Source organism: Pseudonocardia sp. TMWB2A (genome assembly GCF_017312135.1).
The window spans coordinates 792,811-808,976 of sequence record NZ_QKQY01000001.1 but is presented as its reverse complement, the minus strand read 5'-3'; the positions used below and the strand labels follow the sequence as shown (position 1 = coordinate 808,976).

Annotated in this window: 14 protein-coding genes and 1 riboswitch; of the genes, 9 read left to right on the top strand and 5 right to left on the bottom strand. The window is 57.6% G+C overall.

The window, feature by feature from the left end; all coding sequences use genetic code 11:
* Positions 1-28: 28 nt before the first annotated feature.
* A complete protein-coding gene (gene putP, locus DMP17_RS03685) occupies positions 29-1,468 on the bottom strand; it encodes a sodium/proline symporter PutP (protein WP_337827734.1) in 1,440 nt (479 codons plus the stop codon).
* A gap of 73 nt (positions 1,469-1,541) precedes the next feature.
* Positions 1,542-2,183: a carbonic anhydrase gene (locus DMP17_RS03680; protein ID WP_337827733.1), complete on the bottom strand. Its 642-nt coding sequence runs from the start codon at positions 2,181-2,183 to the stop codon at positions 1,542-1,544.
* 83 nt (positions 2,184-2,266) lie between these two features.
* Here DMP17_RS03680 and lipA point away from each other — a divergent pair, with 83 nt between their 5' ends.
* A complete protein-coding gene (gene lipA / locus DMP17_RS03675; protein ID WP_337827732.1) occupies positions 2,267-3,208 on the top strand; it encodes a lipoyl synthase in 942 nt (313 codons plus the stop codon).
* Positions 3,209-3,220: 12 nt separating this feature from the next.
* Positions 3,221-3,652: a type II toxin-antitoxin system RatA family toxin gene (locus DMP17_RS03670; protein WP_337827731.1), complete on the top strand. Its 432-nt coding sequence runs from the start codon at positions 3,221-3,223 to the stop codon at positions 3,650-3,652.
* Here DMP17_RS03670 and DMP17_RS03665 read toward each other — a convergent pair.
* The gene (locus DMP17_RS03665; RefSeq protein WP_337827730.1) at positions 3,649-4,149 is read right to left on the bottom strand and encodes a CinA family protein; all 501 of its coding nucleotides are present in this window, start codon (positions 4,147-4,149) and stop codon (positions 3,649-3,651) included. The genes DMP17_RS03670 and DMP17_RS03665 overlap by 4 nt on opposite strands.
* Positions 4,150-4,205: 56 nt before the next feature.
* Positions 4,206-5,381 (bottom strand): bifunctional 2-C-methyl-D-erythritol 4-phosphate cytidylyltransferase/2-C-methyl-D-erythritol 2,4-cyclodiphosphate synthase, encoded by a 1,176-nt coding sequence (locus tag DMP17_RS03660; RefSeq protein WP_337827729.1) that lies wholly within the window; start codon positions 5,379-5,381, stop codon positions 4,206-4,208.
* 80 nt (positions 5,382-5,461) lie between these two features.
* Here DMP17_RS03660 and dusB point away from each other — a divergent pair, with 80 nt between their 5' ends.
* The 7 genes from dusB (at position 5,462) to hflX (ending at position 14,826) form a co-directional block, all read left to right on the top strand.
* Positions 5,462-6,463, top strand: coding sequence for a tRNA dihydrouridine synthase DusB (gene dusB, locus DMP17_RS03655; protein ID WP_337827728.1), 1,002 nt, complete (start codon positions 5,462-5,464; stop codon positions 6,461-6,463).
* Entirely contained in the window at positions 6,439-7,572 is a 1,134-nt protein-coding gene (locus tag DMP17_RS03650) for a two-component system sensor histidine kinase NtrB (protein ID WP_337827727.1), read from the top strand. Before dusB ends, DMP17_RS03650 begins: the two co-directional genes overlap by 25 nt.
* The gene (ntrC, locus tag DMP17_RS03645) at positions 7,569-9,008 is read left to right on the top strand and encodes a nitrogen regulation protein NR(I) (RefSeq protein ID WP_337827726.1); all 1,440 of its coding nucleotides are present in this window, start codon (positions 7,569-7,571) and stop codon (positions 9,006-9,008) included. The genes DMP17_RS03650 and ntrC overlap by 4 nt, the downstream gene beginning before the upstream one ends.
* A 77-nt stretch (positions 9,009-9,085) precedes the next feature.
* Positions 9,086-11,377, top strand: a complete 2,292-nt coding sequence (locus DMP17_RS03640) for a sensor histidine kinase (protein WP_337827725.1) — start codon at positions 9,086-9,088, stop codon at positions 11,375-11,377.
* A 1-nt stretch (position 11,378) separates the two neighbouring features.
* Positions 11,379-12,773 (top strand): nitrogen assimilation response regulator NtrX, encoded by a 1,395-nt coding sequence (ntrX, locus tag DMP17_RS03635; RefSeq protein WP_337827724.1) that lies wholly within the window; start codon positions 11,379-11,381, stop codon positions 12,771-12,773.
* Positions 12,774-12,937: 164 nt separating this feature from the next.
* Entirely contained in the window at positions 12,938-13,459 is a 522-nt protein-coding gene (gene hfq / locus DMP17_RS03630) for an RNA chaperone Hfq (protein WP_337827723.1), read from the top strand.
* Between the two features lie 29 nt (positions 13,460-13,488).
* Positions 13,489-14,826 carry a GTPase HflX gene (hflX, locus tag DMP17_RS03625; protein ID WP_337827722.1) on the top strand — a complete coding sequence of 446 codons (1,338 nt, stop codon included), beginning with the start codon at positions 13,489-13,491 and terminating at the stop codon, positions 14,824-14,826.
* Between the two features lie 36 nt (positions 14,827-14,862).
* Here the strand turns inward: hflX and mazG are convergent, their stop codons facing one another.
* Complete coding sequence (mazG, locus tag DMP17_RS03620; RefSeq protein WP_337827721.1) at positions 14,863-15,621, bottom strand: nucleoside triphosphate pyrophosphohydrolase; 759 nt, start codon at positions 15,619-15,621, stop codon at positions 14,863-14,865.
* A 331-nt stretch (positions 15,622-15,952) separates the two neighbouring features.
* A riboswitch (cobalamin riboswitch) is annotated at positions 15,953-16,142 on the top strand.
* The last annotated feature ends 24 nt before the right edge of the window (positions 16,143-16,166 follow it).

Below are 16,166 nucleotides of genomic sequence, written 5' to 3'. Positions count from 1 at the left end.
TGTAGAAACTCAAGCCAAAGGGCGGCTATCAGGCCTCTGCGTCGGTCGCTTCATGCGGCTTCCCCATAAGACTGACCGCAACAACCGCAATCCATGCAGCGATAAAGCCCGGAACGATTTCATAGAGCCATGAACTCCAACCGAGTGCCGTCCAGGCGATGACGGTTGCCGCGCCTACAATCATCCCCGCCAAAGCTCCGTTGCGGGTCATTTTGCGCCATGTCAGCGACAGGATAATCACCGGACCAAAGGCCGCACCGAAGCCTGCCCATGCGTTGGATACCAGGCCCAAAACGCTCGAATCCGGGTTCCATGCGAGCATGATCGCGACCGCTGCAACTAGCAGGACAAAAAGACGCCCGACATTGACGCTTTGCGTGTCGGTGAGCGTGCGATTGAAGAAAAGCCGGTAAACATCTTCGGTGAGGCTCGAGGCAGTCACCAATAATTGCGCGGAAATCGTGCTCATCACCGCCGCCAAAATCGCCGCAAGGACAAAACCGTAGAGCAAAGGTGACAACAGGCTCTTGGCCATTTCGACGAAGATGGTTTCAGGGTCGGCAAGCGCAATGCCGTTGGCGCTCGTCCATGCGCGCCCGACCAGCCCGATAGCGAGCGCGCCCAGCATACATAGGCCCATCCACGCCATGCCGATATTGCGGGCGGTCGGAATATCGTCCACCGACCGTATGCCCATGAAGCGCACAATGATGTGCGGCTGCCCGAAATAGCCAAGCCCCCATGCCGCGGCTGAAATCACCCCCAGCACGGTCGTGCCTTGGGTCAGTGACAGGAGGTTGGGGTCGATAGTGTTCAATATGCCCGTGAGGCTCTGTTCATTGCCGAGCGAAAAATAGGCGATGGCGGGAACGGCAATCAAGGCAATCACCATGATGGTGCCTTGAACAAAATCGGTAAGACTGACCGCCAGAAAGCCGCCCATCACCACATAAGCGACGACCACCGCAGCGGTTATCCAGATACCGGTGACATAATCGGCCCCGAACGCGCTCTGGAATAATTTTCCGCCCGCGACGAGGCCGGAGGAGGAATAAAGGGTGAAGAAAATGATGATGACAATGCTGGACACGAGGCGCAGCAAATTGCTTTTATCCTTGAATTTCTTGCCGAGGAATTCGGGGATAGTGAGCGCGTCCCCGACGCTGACCGTCTGTTCACGCAGGCGCGGGGCAACGATAATCCAGTTGGCGAACGCCCCGATAAACAGTCCGATCGCAATCCAGCTTTCGGCAAGCCCGGTCACATAAAGCGCACCCGGCAAGCCCATCATCAGCCAGCCCGACATATCCGCAGCGCCAGCCGCCAAGGCCGTCACCGCAGGGCCGACCTGACGCCCGCCCAAAATATAATCATCAGCGTCGGCAGTCGATTTGCGCCACGCATAAAAGCCGATGGCAATCATCAGCGCAAAATAAAGGCCCAAGGTTATGATGGTGCCCGTTTGCATATGTGCCTCCCTATATTTTACCGGCTGCCTATTAGCCTAGCCAGTGTACCTGCATTGCGGCGGCAAAAGCCACTCAGTGCACGGGCGAAAATTCGTCTGTTGCCTCATCGAGCAAATGCAATATGCCATCATGGATAGCGAAAAATGCGCCGTGCAGGGTCAGATTGCCTTTGGCCTCCTTGGTCTTGATGCACGGGAACGTGCGCAGATTTTCAAGGCTGACCTTGACCGCTTCAAATTCCATGTCGCGTTGTGCGGCTTTACCCTCCAGATCGGCGTGGCGGCCGGCTACCCGTTCGCGCGCATCATCGAGCATCTGGATCCAGTTGGCGATAAAACCGCCTTCCCCGGGAGGCGCATCCTTGAACCCTTGCGACAAAGCCGCCTGACAGCCGCCGCAACTGCCGTGTCCCAGCACGACAATCTGGGAGACACCCAGCACCTGCACCGCAAATTCCAGTGCCGCCGATACGCCATGAAGGCCGGGCGTGGTCTCAAACGGGGGGACGAGGGCGGCGACATTGCGCACGACAAATATCTCGCCGGGGTGGGTATCGAAAATATTGGTTGGCTCGACCCGGCTGTCAGAACAGGCAATGACCATGACCTTGGGCTTTTGCCCGTGCGCCAAGGCTTCCCACCGCTCATGGTAGCTTTGCCAAGCGCCGCTACGGAAGCGGCGATATCCATTAATCATATCTTCGAATCGAACCATGAACCAAGGGGGTAGGCGCATGAAGTGCGGCTGGCAACTGCGGGGGTGGAAGTGTCGCAATTTTGCAGCTATTGGCATCGCCTATGAACGATATGAGTCCCATCACCCCGTCCGAAACCCCGCGCGAGCCGCGCGCCCGCAAACCCGATTGGATCCGCGTCAAAGCGCCGACCAGTGTCGGTTTTGCCGAAACCCGCAAACTTATGCGCGACAAAAATCTCGCGACGGTGTGCGAAGAGGCGGCTTGTCCCAATATCGGCGAATGTTGGTCGAAAAAGCACGCCACGGTGATGATCCTTGGCGATACCTGCACGCGCGCCTGTGCGTTTTGCAACGTCAAAACGGGGATGCCGCGCATGGTGGACCCGCTGGAGCCGCAACATGTCGCTGATGTCGCCGCGACCATGGGACTGTCCCATATTGTTGTGACCTCGGTTGACCGCGATGACCTTCCCGACGGCGGCGCAAGCCAGTTTGTGAAGGTGATCGAAGCGGTGCGCCGCGCTACGCCTGACACGACTATCGAAATTTTGACTCCCGATTTCCGCAACAAACATGAAGCGGCGGTCGAAGCAATTATCGCTGCGCGGCCGGACGTGTATAATCATAACCTCGAAACCGTACCGCGGCTGTATCCGACCATTCGGCCCGGCGCGCGTTACTATGCGTCGCTGCGTTTGCTCGAAAGTGTGAAGCGCCATGACCCCACCATTTTTACCAAATCGGGCGTAATGCTCGGCCTTGGTGAAGAGCGGATGGAGGTGCATCAGGTGATGGACGATATGCGTTCGGCCGACATCGACTTTCTGACGATGGGCCAGTATCTCCAGCCGACCCCGCGCCATGCCAAGGTTATAGACTTTGTGACGCCGCAAGCCTTTGATGCCTATGCGCAAATTGCGCGCGCCAAGGGTTTCCTCCTAGTTGCCTCCTCGCCGCTGACGCGCTCCAGCTATCATGCGGGCGATGATTTTGCGAAGATGAAGGCCGCGCGCGAGGCGCAACTTGCGGCCAAAGCGGGTTAAGCATTTTCACCCATGCCCCGGCATCAGGAAACGCGGATCATGCCCTATTCGGCGGACCAGATGTATGATCTGGTCGCCGACGTAAAAAGCTATGCAGAATTTCTGCCCTGGGTTATCGCCATTCGCGTGCGATCGGATAGCGAGACGGAAATGATGGCGGACATGATCGTCGGTTTTTCGGGGCTACGTGAAAGTTTCACCTCGCGCGTGCTGAAACAGCGCCCGGGGGCAATCACCATTGATTATATCGAAGGGCCGCTCAAACATCTGCACAATGAATGGCGCTTCACCGACCGGCCTGAAGGCGGGTGCAAAGTCGATTTCATGGTCGATTTCGCCTTCCGCAACAGCCTGTTCGACAAGCTGGCAGGCCAGATGTTCGATAGTGCGTTACGGCAGATGATCGGCGCTTTCGAACGCCGCGCAGCCAAGCTTTACGCTTAAACCTCTTCCTCCTCATCGCGCGAGGGCGAGAGAAGTTCGAGAGCATGGAGCGCGGCCAAGCGCCTGATTTCATCGCGGTTGGTCGGCTCGAAATGGATGAGGTCGGTGTGGATATGGTCCGGATTCTGGCCCTTGCGCGCGCGCCCGAACACCACTGTGCCGACCGGCTTTTTCTCCGAGCCGCCATCCGGCCCTGCAATGCCCGTCACAGAAACGGCGACATCTGCGCCGCTTTTTTCGATAGCCGCAACCGCCATCGCCCACGCGGCCGCAACCGATACCGACCCGAAGGTTTCGATAATATCTGATCCGACGCCCAAAGTCTGGACTTTAGCTTCGTCAGAATAGACGACATAGCCGCGGTCGAACACATCGGATGCGCCGGGCACCGAGGTGAGGGCGGCCATCACCATGCCGCCGGTGCAGCTTTCCACGACTGCAACAGTGCGCCCTGCATCACGATTCTCTTGCAAAATGGTCGCAGCAAGCTCGCTCATGCGAACCCAATATTCAGCGGCTGTAGGCATGGATAAAATTCTTCTTTTTCGGGATGTTAGGTCAAGGGAAGGGCAATGCTGACAACAGCTTGTGCCGCAATGCCTTCGCGGCGTCCGGCGAAACCCAATCCTTCGGTTGTTGTTGCCTTCACACTAATGCGGTCGGGCGATAATTGCAAAATTTCAGCAATCCGTAACTGCATCGCGGTGCGGTGCGGGCCGATTTTGGGCGCTTCACAAATGATGGTGAGGTCAACAGAGTGAATATCCCCGCCGCGCTGGCGCACGAGCGCCCCTGCAAAATCGAGAAAGCGGTCGGATGACGCGCCTTTCCATTGCGGGTCTGACGGCGGGAAATGCTGGCCGATATCGCCTTCGGCCAGTGCGCCCAAAATTGCATCTGTGAGCGCATGAAGCGCCGCATCCGCATCGCTATGCCCCGAAAGCCCGTGGCTATGCGCAATCTCTATACCGCCGAGCCAGAGCGGCTTGTCCGGCACAAGGCGGTGGACATCATAGCCCATCCCGATCGCGATACGGGTAGGTGGGGGAGGGGGGCGATGTCCGGCCATGGCAAATTCCTCCGCATAGGTGAATTTGTTGAGATCGTTCGCCCCCTCGACCAGCGCGACGGTGCCGCCATGAAGGCGCAATAGTTGTGCGTCATCGCTCGCAAAATCATCGGGGGCTGTTTGATGCGCAGCTAAAATGGCCGCCAGATGGAAAGCCTGTGGGGTTTGAATACGGCGCAAAGTGTCGCGCGGGACTATATCGCCGAGTTGCTTCTCCTCGCTCGCGGCCATCGTGTCGGCGACCGCCAGCACCGGCACCGCGCCCGCATTGTCCGCTAAAGCGGCCAGCAAGCGGTCAAGCACCGCTTCCGGCACAAAGGGCCGCGCGGCATCGTGGATCAGCACCAGATCGGGATGGTTCGCCTGAGCCTCCAATGCTGCCAATCCGTTGCGCACCGACATTTGCCGCGTCGCGTCGCCGATAACGAAGGTGATGCCGTCCAAACTCTTAAGCGCCCCACGCGCCGCATCCTCTTGCCCTTCGCCGATGACGATAATCACCGCATCACAGCGTGAATCCGCTGCAAATGTTTCGACGCTCCAACGTAGCATCGGTTTACCCGCGACCTCGACAAACTGCTTGGGCATGGCCTGACCACTGCGCGCGCCAGTTCCGGCGGCGACGATAATGGCGGCATAACGGGCATGTTCCTGGCTCACGCTGCCGCCCATAGCCGCACGCCTCTTGCCCGCCAATGGCAAAATCTGTATGCGCTGCCTAAATTTTAGGCACTAGCGCAATGAACCCACGACTTACCCCTATCAAGATCGGCCCCGTCGAGATTGAAAATCCCGTCATTCTGGCGCCGATGACGGGCGTCACCGATATGCCGTTCCGCACGCTTGTGCGCCGCTATGGATCGGGCCTTAATGTGACGGAAATGATCGCGAGTCCCGCGATGATCCGCGAAACGCGGCAATCCTTGCAAAAAGCGGCTTGGCATCCGGTCGAAGAACCGGTGTCGATGCAGCTTGCCGGTTGTAACCCGCAAGAAATGGCGGAAGCGGCCAAGCTTAACGAAGATCGTGGGGCTGCGATTATCGACATTAATATGGGCTGCCCCGTTAAAAAGGTAGTGAATGGCGATGCCGGGTCGGCGCTGATGCGCGACCTGCCGCTTGCGGCCAAGCTTATCGAGGCGACCGTCAAGGCGGTCAAAGTGCCGGTCACGGTCAAGATGCGTATGGGCTGGGACCATGCGAGCCTTAATGCGCCGGAACTTGCGCATATTGCCGAGGATCTGGGCGCGCAGCTTATTACTGTGCATGGCCGCACCCGCTGCCAGATGTATCGCGACAGTGCCGACTGGCGCTTTGTCGCCAAGGTCAAGCAAGCAGTCAAACTGCCGGTCATCGTCAACGGCGATATTTGTTCGATCGAGGATGCGGAAATCGCGCTCGACCATAGCGGCGCAGACGGCGTGATGATCGGGCGCGGGGCCTATGGCAAGCCTTGGCTTTTGGGGCAGGTCATACATTGGTTCGCAACCGGGGAGCGCCGCGCGGACCCTGATCTTGACGAACAATATGCGTTGATCGTCGCGCATTATAAGATGATGCTCGACCATTATGGCGAGGCCACCGGCGTCAATATGGCGCGTAAGCATATCGGCTGGTACACCAAGGGACTGCACGGCTCCGCCGAATTCCGCAATGCGGTCAACCAGATACCCGACAGCGCCACAGTGCTGGATATGCTTGAGCGTTTCTACGCGCCATGGCTGACGCGAAAAGCCGCGTGAGTAGCGCATCGGCGAGCCTTATCTATTCGGCCAGAGACGCCGTTCTCGCGCATCCTGTCGCAACGCTGATTATTGATGCAGACCATTATATTGTCGAGGCGAACGCCGCGGCCGAAAATTTGTTTAATCTGGCCCGCAGCGGTATGATCGGCGCAGCGCTGGGCGACCTTATCGTGTCGCCCGATGTTCCGCTTGACCGGATATTGGAAGGAGAGGGCAAGAGTTTTTCTGCTTTCGACATTGCGGTGCGGTTAGGGCGGGGCGGCGACCATATGATTGATTTGCTCATCAGCCCCGCGCATTTCGGCGAAGGCTACCGGTTGGTCGCGCTCCCCAATGGCGGCGATGCGGCCAAGGGAAGTGCGTTGCGGCCCGGTAGTGCCGCGCGCACCGCGATGGGGGCCGCCGCGATGCTCGCGCATGAAATCAAAAATCCGCTATCGGGCATCCGGGGGGCTGCGCAACTTCTGGAGAGCGCGCAAGGCGATGACATATCGCGTTTTTCCAATCTGATATGTGCGGAAGTGGACCGGATCGCCGCGCTGATCGACGCGATGCAGAATTTCAGTCTGGAACAAGCGCCCGCGCTCGCTCTCGAAAATATCTACCCCGCCATCAATCAAGCGCGCGAGGTCGCCAAGGCCGGATTTGCCCAACATATTCCGGTTGTCGAACGCTATGATCCGTCGCTTCCCGAAGCCGTCATTTCGCACGACGGCTTGGTGCAGATATTGATAAACCTTCTTAAAAATGCGTCAGAAGCACTTGTTAACAAAGCTAATCCGTGCATCACCATCAGCACCGCTTATCGTCATGGCCTCTCTTATGACAGCGGCGACGGACGCGGACGCATTGCCTTGCCGGTCGAAATTTGTGTGAGTGATAATGGCCCTGGCGTGCCGCCAGAACTGGTCGACGATATGTTCAGTCCGTTTGTGTCGGGGCGCAGTCTCGGCGTTGGGGCATCCGGCCAAGCAGGGGGGCAGGGACTTGGTCTTGCGATGGTCGACAAGCTGGTCCGAGAAATGGGTGGTCTGGTGCGTTATCAAAGGGATAGCGCACAAAGTTTAACCCATTTCCGTCTGCATCTTCCTGTGAGCCAAGCATGAGCCTCAACCGCGCCCCAAATAATCCCGACCCGATTTTGCTGGTCGAAGATGATGATGCGATTGCGCTTGTCGTCGAAACCGCAATGGCGCGCGAAGGCTATGCGCTCCACCGCGCCGCCAATCTTGCCGAACGCAACCGTGCGCTTGGCGAGACGCGTTACCGGTTGATGATTACCGATGTGATCCTGCCCGATGGCAATGGTTTGAACGAACTGGCTGCGCTCCGCAGCCATCATGACATCGCATCGGTCATCGTGTTGTCCGCGCAAAATACGTTGAATACTGCCATTCGCGCCGCAGAACAGGGCGCGTTTGAATATCTCCCCAAACCTTTTGATCTCAACGAATTGGTTCGCGTGGTCGCCAGCGCACTCACCCGTCCGGCGCCCGAAAGTGCCGCTTTACCGGAGCCGGTCGAGCCTGACGCCATGCCGCTTATCGGGCGCGCGACCGCGATGCAGGCGGTCTACCGCACCATAGCTAAACTGGCCTCGAACGACCTGTCGGTGCTGGTTCTAGGCGAATCCGGCACGGGCAAGGAACTGGTTGCGCAGGCCATCCATGAAACCGGACGCCGCGCTGGTGGGCCTTTTGTTGCGGTCAATATGGCGGCCATTCCGCGTGACCTCATAGAGGCAGAGCTGTTCGGCCATGAAAAAGGCGCGTTTACCGGCGCCCATGCGCGCGCGACCGGTCGGTTTGAGCAGGCCAAGGGCGGCACTTTATTCCTTGATGAAATTGGCGATATGCCGATGGAAGCGCAAACCCGTCTACTGCGTGTGTTGCAATCGGGCGAATTTGTACCGGTGGGCGGCGCGCGGTCGATCAAGGCCGACATAAGGATTGTCGCGGCCACCAATCAGGATTTGCCCGATCTGGTGCGGCAAAACCGCTTCCGCGAGGATCTTTATTACCGGCTCAACGTCATTCCGATTGCGCTCCCGCCGCTGCGGGATAGGCGCGAAGATATTCCGGCGCTAGTGGACCATTTCATCCGGCTGTCGGCGGAAGAAGGACTTGCCGCAAAAGCCTTTGAAACCGGCGCGCTCGATGCGCTTGTCCGCCATGATTGGCCCGGCAATGTGCGCGAGCTTAAAAATATCGTGCAAAGGCTGCTCGTCCTGGCTCGCGACCCGCGCATAACGGCGCGCGATGTGAGCGCGCTGTTGCTGGATAGCGATGCCGCCAATGCGCGCGATCAGACCAATGCAATACCAATTCGTTTCTCCGATGCCGTGCGGGCGCGGGGCGAAGCGAGCCTGCTTGACCCGGCTTATTATGGCAAGCTTTACGACCATCTGCTCGAAGAGGTCGAACGCCCATTGATCACGCTGCTGCTCGACCATCATCATGGCAATCAACTGCGCGTAGCCGAACATTTGGGCATCAACCGCAACACACTTCGCAAGAAGATGCAGCAGCTTGGCTTAAAATAGGAATTTCGTCGCAGAAAAAGGCGGTTCGTCGATTTACTGTGTTTCTTTTGCAACGTGAATGTCGTATCCAAGACACAATGGATGCGAACAGGTCGATTGACGCCATGAAGGCGCCGGAGATTGGCGGGCCGGAAATCGGCGGTGAAGACCCGCGCGCATCGTCGGGCTTTACAGCTTTGCTCGAACTTTTGGTGTTCGCAACTTTTGTCGCGGTATCCATCGGCACCTATTTCATTCTCACATCAGGCTGGCAGAAGGAAAATCTGCTGACACCGGCGACGACTGCCGCGCTGCTCATTGCCAATCTTGTGCCGTCCATGGGGCTGCTCGTCCTGTTCGGTCGCCGCATCGCCAAGGCCCGCGCCGAGCGCACCGCGATTGGCGGCAATGGCCGGCTCCATGTGCGACTGGTTGCTATTTTCTCGATGATTGCGGCGGTTCCGACCTTGCTGGTGGCGATCTTTGCTTCGATGCTGTTCCAATATGGCGTCGATTTCTGGTTTTCCGATAAATCACGCGGTATGTTTGAAAATGCGGCGTCCTTTGCGGTCGGTTATAATGAGGAAAATGTCGCGGATGTGACGCGCAACGCCGTTGCGATGGCATCGGACCTGCGCGCGCAATTTCCGGCCATGCCGATTACGAGTAAGCCCTTTCAACAATATCTGATCTGGCAATCGGTGACGCGGCGCTTGAATCAGGCCGCGATTATCGAAGTGGGCGAGGACGGTATTGCGCGCACGCCCGTGATGCTCAGCCCCGACCGCAAACCCGCGACTGACAGGATTACCCCTGCTATTGCGCGCGCGCTATCTTCGGGGGATGAGGTCGTGTCGATTGACGGGCCGGACCGCTATGCGGCGGCGACTTTGTTGCTCCCTGATAGTCAGGTTTATTTGTACGTTTCGCGTGATTCCGAAATGCTGGGGTCGGGCCAGTTGCAACGCGCGCAGACGGTTTTGACCGACTATAATGTCCTGTTCGCGCGGTCGAAACAGTTGCAGTTACAATTTAATATTGCGCTATTTTTGCTGTCGCTCGCGCTTGTCGGGCTGGCGGTGTGGATTGCGCTTGCGGTTGCTGACAGGCTCGTCAATCCGGTGCTGGAACTGGTCACCGCCTCCCGCCGTGTGGCCGAGGGGGATTTTTCGGTGCGCGTCCCCGAAACCAACAGCAAGGATGAAATCGGCACATTGTCGAGCGCGTTCAATCGCATGACATTGCAACTGAACGGCCAGACCAGCGCCTTGCTGCAAGCCAACAGCCAGTTGGAAGCGCGGCGTTCCTTTATTGAAACCGTGCTTTCGGGCGTGTCATCGGGCGTGATGTCGCTCGATCAGGAACGGATTATTCGTCTGCTCAACCGGTCGGGCGAGCATTTGCTGGGGTCGGATAGGCACGCCTTAATCGGGCATAGGCTTGCCGATATTGCCCCTGAACTGGACGAATTTGTCACGCGCAAAGATGGCGAGGCGATTGTGCAGGTCGCGGTCAAGGGCGACCCACGCACCTTGGCGGCCAAAACCGTGCATGACGAGCAAGGCTATGTCGTGACCTTCGAGGACATCACCCAGCAATTGCTCGACCAGCGCCGCGCGGCCTGGTCTGATGTGGCCCGCCGTATTGCGCATGAGATTAAGAACCCGCTGACGCCTATCCAGTTGGCGGCCGAACGTTTACAGCGCCGCTATGGCGAAACGGTCGAAGGCGACCGCTCGACATTCCGCAAACTGACCGAAACCATCGTCCGGCAGGTCGGCGACTTACGCCGTATGGTGGATGAATTTTCGAGCTTTGCGCGGATGCCTAAGCCCGTCTTCCGCGAAGAAAATATCACCGAACTCGCAAAACAGGCGATGTTCCTGCATGAAGTCGCGCATCCCGCAATCCGTTTTGAAGTGGATATGGGCGAGCAGATCAGCCCGATGGTATGCGACCGCCGCCAGATGGCGCAACTTTTCACCAATATTATCAAAAATGCGGTGGAAGCCATTCACCATAAACCGAAATCTGTCGAAGCGACAGGCGAGGATGTGATTTTACTCGACATCCATCAGCCCGAGCACGACCGGTTGGTGATTACGCTCAGCGACACCGGCGTCGGCTTGCCCAAGGAGCGGTCGGCGATTGTCGAGCCTTATATGACCACGCGGGAAGGGGGAACGGGACTGGGCCTCGCCATCGTCAAAAAGATTGTCGAAGAACATTTCGGCGAAATCAGTTTTGAAGACCGGCCCGGCGGCGGCACGGTGGTCACCCTAATATTCGACCCGCAAACGCTTGGCCCGCTGGCTGTGGTTGCGGACCATGAAGGACGCGAAGGCGAGGGGATCCCCGCATCGCTCACCCGTATAATCCAAGGTAGTTGATATGGCACTTGATATTCTGATCGTCGATGATGAGCGCGACATTCGCGAACTGGTCGCCGGGGTGCTCGAAGATGAAGGCTATGAATGTCGCAGCGCTGCAAACAGCGATGATGCACTCGCCGCCATTGCCGAACGTCGCCCCTCGCTCGCGCTGATCGACGTGTGGTTGCAGGGCTCCAAACTGGATGGCCTCGAATTATTGGAAGAAGTGAAGGCGCGCGATCCGTCTATTCCGGTGCTGGTCATTTCCGGTCACGGCAATATCGACACGGCGGTCGCCGCGATCCGTAAAGGCGCGGTAGATTTTATCGAAAAGCCGTTCGAGGCGGAAAAATTGCTGCTCATGGTCGAACGCGCGACCGAAACCGACCGTTTGCGCCGCGAAAATGAAGCCCTCCGCGCGCGCGTCGGTCATGTGCAGGAACTGACCGGCACAAGCGCCGCGATGAACAATGTGCGTGCGACCTTGAAGCGGGTAGCGGGGACCGGATCGCGCGTGCTGATTTCGGGGCCTTCGGGCGTCGGCAAGGAAGTCGCCGCGCGCCTCCTCCATAGCTGGAGCAACCGCGCCGATGGCCCGTTCCAGGTCGTCACCGCTGCGCGCATGGAACCGGAAACGGTCGAAGAAGAGCTGTTCGGTGTCGAGGCCGACGGTAATACGGTCAAGCCCGGCTATCTTGAACAAGCGCATGGCGGCACGCTTTTCCTTGATGAAGTGGCGGATATGCCGCTCACCACCCAGGGGAAAATCCTGCGCGTTCTTACCGACCAGAGCTTTACCCGGGTCGGCGGCACGCGGCAGGTCAAGGTCGATGTGCGGATTGTCTCCGGCACCGCGCGCAACCTGCTTGAGGAAATTTCCGAGCGGCGTTTCCGCGAGGATCTTTATTATCGGCTCAATGTCGTGCCCGTGCATCTGCCCGCTTTGCGCGAACGGCGCGAGGATATTGGCGTTCTCGCCAGTCATTTCCTCGCTCGCTATGCCAATGAGCGCCGCATTGCCGCGCCGCCGCTCTCCGCCGACGCGCTTGCAACGCTGGAAGCTTATGATTGGCCGGGCAATGTGCGCCAGTTGCGCAATGTCATCGAGCGCGTGATGATCCTCGCGCCAAGCGACCGGCTTGGCCAGATTGACGTCGATATGCTCCCCAATGAAGTGGCGGGCGGCCAATATGGCAGCAGCAATCCGGCCACTTCACTAATGGGTGCCCCCTTGCGCGAAGCGCGCGAAAATTTCGAACGCGAATATCTGCGCGTCCAGATCCGGCGCTTTTCCGGCAATGTTTCGCGCACCGCGACCTTTATCGGCATGGAACGCTCCGCGCTCCACCGCAAATTGAAATTGCTCGGTATTGCAGACGGTAAGGCTGGTGGGGAAGGGGAGGACGAGGGGTGATTAACGTCCTCTGCTCTGGGCGGACACGAACATTATAATCTATGTCAAAACATTGTTATATTTTTACGCTAACTCACTGGACTTCTCGGGGATGCCCCATATATTCAAAGCTGACGGCGGAACCAATTCCGCTGCCCAATTGTCTCAATGACGCCTGCGGGTAAGTGCCCGCCAAGAACCGGAGGGCTTATTCGATGTCCGAAAAGGTCAATAATCTTCAAGACGTATTCCTTAACGGGTTGCGTAAATCCAAAACGCCGGTGACCATGTTTCTGGTCAAGGGTGTAAAGCTTCAGGGCATTATCACCTGGTTTGATAATTTTTCGGTCCTGCTGCGCCGCGATGGGCAATCGCAACTGGTGTATAAGCACGCCATTTCTACCATCATGCCGTCGCAGACGATGGATTTGGCCCCGATCCGTGAAAGTTTTGAAGCGCATCAGAGCAAATCGCGCCTGCTGCAAGAAGTCTTCTTAAGCGCTGTCCATAAAGCCAAGGATTCGGTCACTATGTTCCTTGTGAACGGAGTGATGCTTCAAGGCGAGGTCGCCGCTTATGATCTTTTCTGTATGTTGCTCGAACGCGACCGCATGGTGCAGCTTGTCTATAAGCACGCGATTTCGACGGTGCAGCCGTCGGGGCCGATCAACCTTGCGGGCGAAAGTGAAACGGCCGAGGGCGATTGAGTATATTTTCAAGACAAGCGGACAATGAGGTGACGCGGGGTACCCGCGCTGCGGTCATTGTTGCGGATATTGTCCGTCGCGACGGGGAAAACTCCACGCGCGATGTGGACGCACAGCTTGAAGAGGCCAAGGGTCTCGCGCTCGCCATCGGCGTCGATATTGTCCACGCCCAGATTTTGCGCGTGCGTTCGGTCAAGCCTGCGACCCTGTTCGGGTCGGGGCAAATTGCCGAACTTGGCGAAAAACTTGAAGAATTGGGCGTCGAACTGGTGGTGGTCGATGCATCGCTCACCCCGGTGCAGCAGCAAAATCTGGAAAAAGCCTTGAACGCCAAGGTGATTGACCGCACCGGGCTTATTTTGGAAATTTTTGGCGAGCGCGCGGCGACGGCGGAAGGGCGGTTGCAGGTCGAGCTTGCGCATCTTGATTACCAGCAAGGCCGGCTTGTGCGTAGTTGGACCCACTTGGAGCGCCAGCGCGGCGGCTTCGGCTTTCTCGGCGGTCCCGGCGAAACGCAGATCGAGGCCGACCGCCGCATGATCCGCGACCGTATGGCAAAATTGCGCCGTGAGCTTGATCAGGTGAAACGCACCCGCTCGCTCCATCGCGAACGGCGGCAACGCGCGCCCTGGCCGGTAGTGGCGCTGGTCGGCTATACTAACGCAGGAAAATCTACGCTTTTCAATCGTTTGACAGGTAGTGCCGTCATGGCGGAAGATTTGCTATTCGCGACATTGGACCCGACCATGCGGCAAGTGTCGTTGCCCGGCATCGATAAGGTAATCCTGTCCGACACGGTGGGTTTTGTGTCGAACCTGCCGACGCAGTTGATTGCGGCGTTCCGCGCGACGCTTGAAGAAGTTTTGTCTGCCGATCTCATCGTCCATGTACGTGATATTTCGCATGGCGATAGCGTCGCCCAGAAGCGTGATGTCGAACTGGTTCTCGCCGAATTGGGGGTGCGCGGTGAGGGTCGGGATGCTGACGGGCAGGGGGATGACGACCTAGCGGCAACGGCCATTCCGGTTATCGAAATATGGAATAAAATCGACGCTTTGGACGGCGAAGCACGCAAGGATATTGAAGAAGAAGCCGCGCGCCGCGACGATGTTGCGCTGGTGTCGGCGTTAACCGGTGAGGGCGTTCCCGAAGCGCGCGCGTTCATCGCGGAATTTCTCACCATAGGCAATCGTGTGCGGCATCTGACGCTTGATGCTGCCGACGGTATGGCGCTCGCTTGGCTGCATGAACATGGGCAAGTGTTGCGGGAAGAAACTGATGGCGAGAATGCGCACCTAATCACAGTTGACGCGCGCTTGTCCGATAAGGATTATGCGCGATTCATCCGGCGGTGGTCACAGGACTAGGCGCAAAGTTAACAGAATTATTGAAGGTGAGGGGTTTTATTGCCCCTTCACCTGCTGCCACAAATCTTCCTGTTCATCGAGGCTCAGCCCGGCAAATTGTTCCGCGCCGACAAGAGTTTCCATGCCGCGGAACCGCGCTTCGAATTTGGCATTGGCGGCCCGTAACGCAACTTCAGGGTCAATCTTCAATTTGCGACCTAAATTCACCATCGCGAATAATAAATCGCCATATTCTTCCTGACGGCTTTGTGCATCAGGCGCGGCATCAAGCTCGGCCATTTCCTCGATAATCTTGTCGCGCGGACCTTGGGCATCGGGCCAGTCAAACCCGACCCGCGCTGCGCGTTTCTGCAGCTTTTCGGCGACCATCAGAGCGGGCAGGCTCTTGGCCACACCGGCAAGCGCGCTCGGATCTTCACTCTTGTCGCGACGTTCAGCGGCCTTGATAGCTTCCCAGTCTATGCTATTGCTACCTTCACCAAAAACATGTGGGTGACGGCGAACCATTTTATCACTTATTCCGCGCGCCACCGCGTCAAAATCGAATAGTCCGGCCTCGCGCGCCATTTGCGCGTGGAACACCACCTGCAACAGCAAATCGCCAAGCTCATCCTTAAGGTCGGCCATATCGTCGCGTTCGATAGCATCAGCCACTTCATAAGCCTCCTCGATTGTATAAGGCGCTATCGTTGCAAAATTTTGCTGCACATCCCAAGGGCAACCCGTGTCCGGATCGCGCAGGCGCTGCATGATGGCAAGAAGCCGGTTCAACGGTTCGGCAGGTAAATCGGTCATGGATGGCTCTTAGAGCGACGCGGCTGTAATTCAAAGCGATGACATTCAGCTTGGTGCGCTGGTGCGTATAAATCTATGCAAATATAAGTGTCTTTGGGAAATCATCGCTGTGCGCATACAAAGATCATTTGATATTCACGATTTGCTACCGGAAAGGGTGGACAACAATCCACAGACATATCCGTCATATAGCCCTTCTTGCCCATTCGCATAAGTGCGATAATATATATTATGTTAAATATAATGATTATCAGGCACGCATGACACCCGAATGACACAGCGGCAATTTTCCCCCTTCTCGCCCTTGCAATCCGTTTTTCTGCGGTCTAGAGGCTCGCCGCAGATATGGCGGTTCCTTGAAAAAGGACATTGAGGGAATCAGGTTGAAATCCTGCGCTGCCCCCGCAACTGTGACCGGCGAGCACTGCCGCAGCAAAACCACTAAGGCATTAGCTTTGGGAAGGTAGCGACAGCGCATTGACCCGGCGAGTCAGGAAACCTGCCCCGTATCGCCGTTTGGATCTGGAGGACGGGGTGTGCCTTCG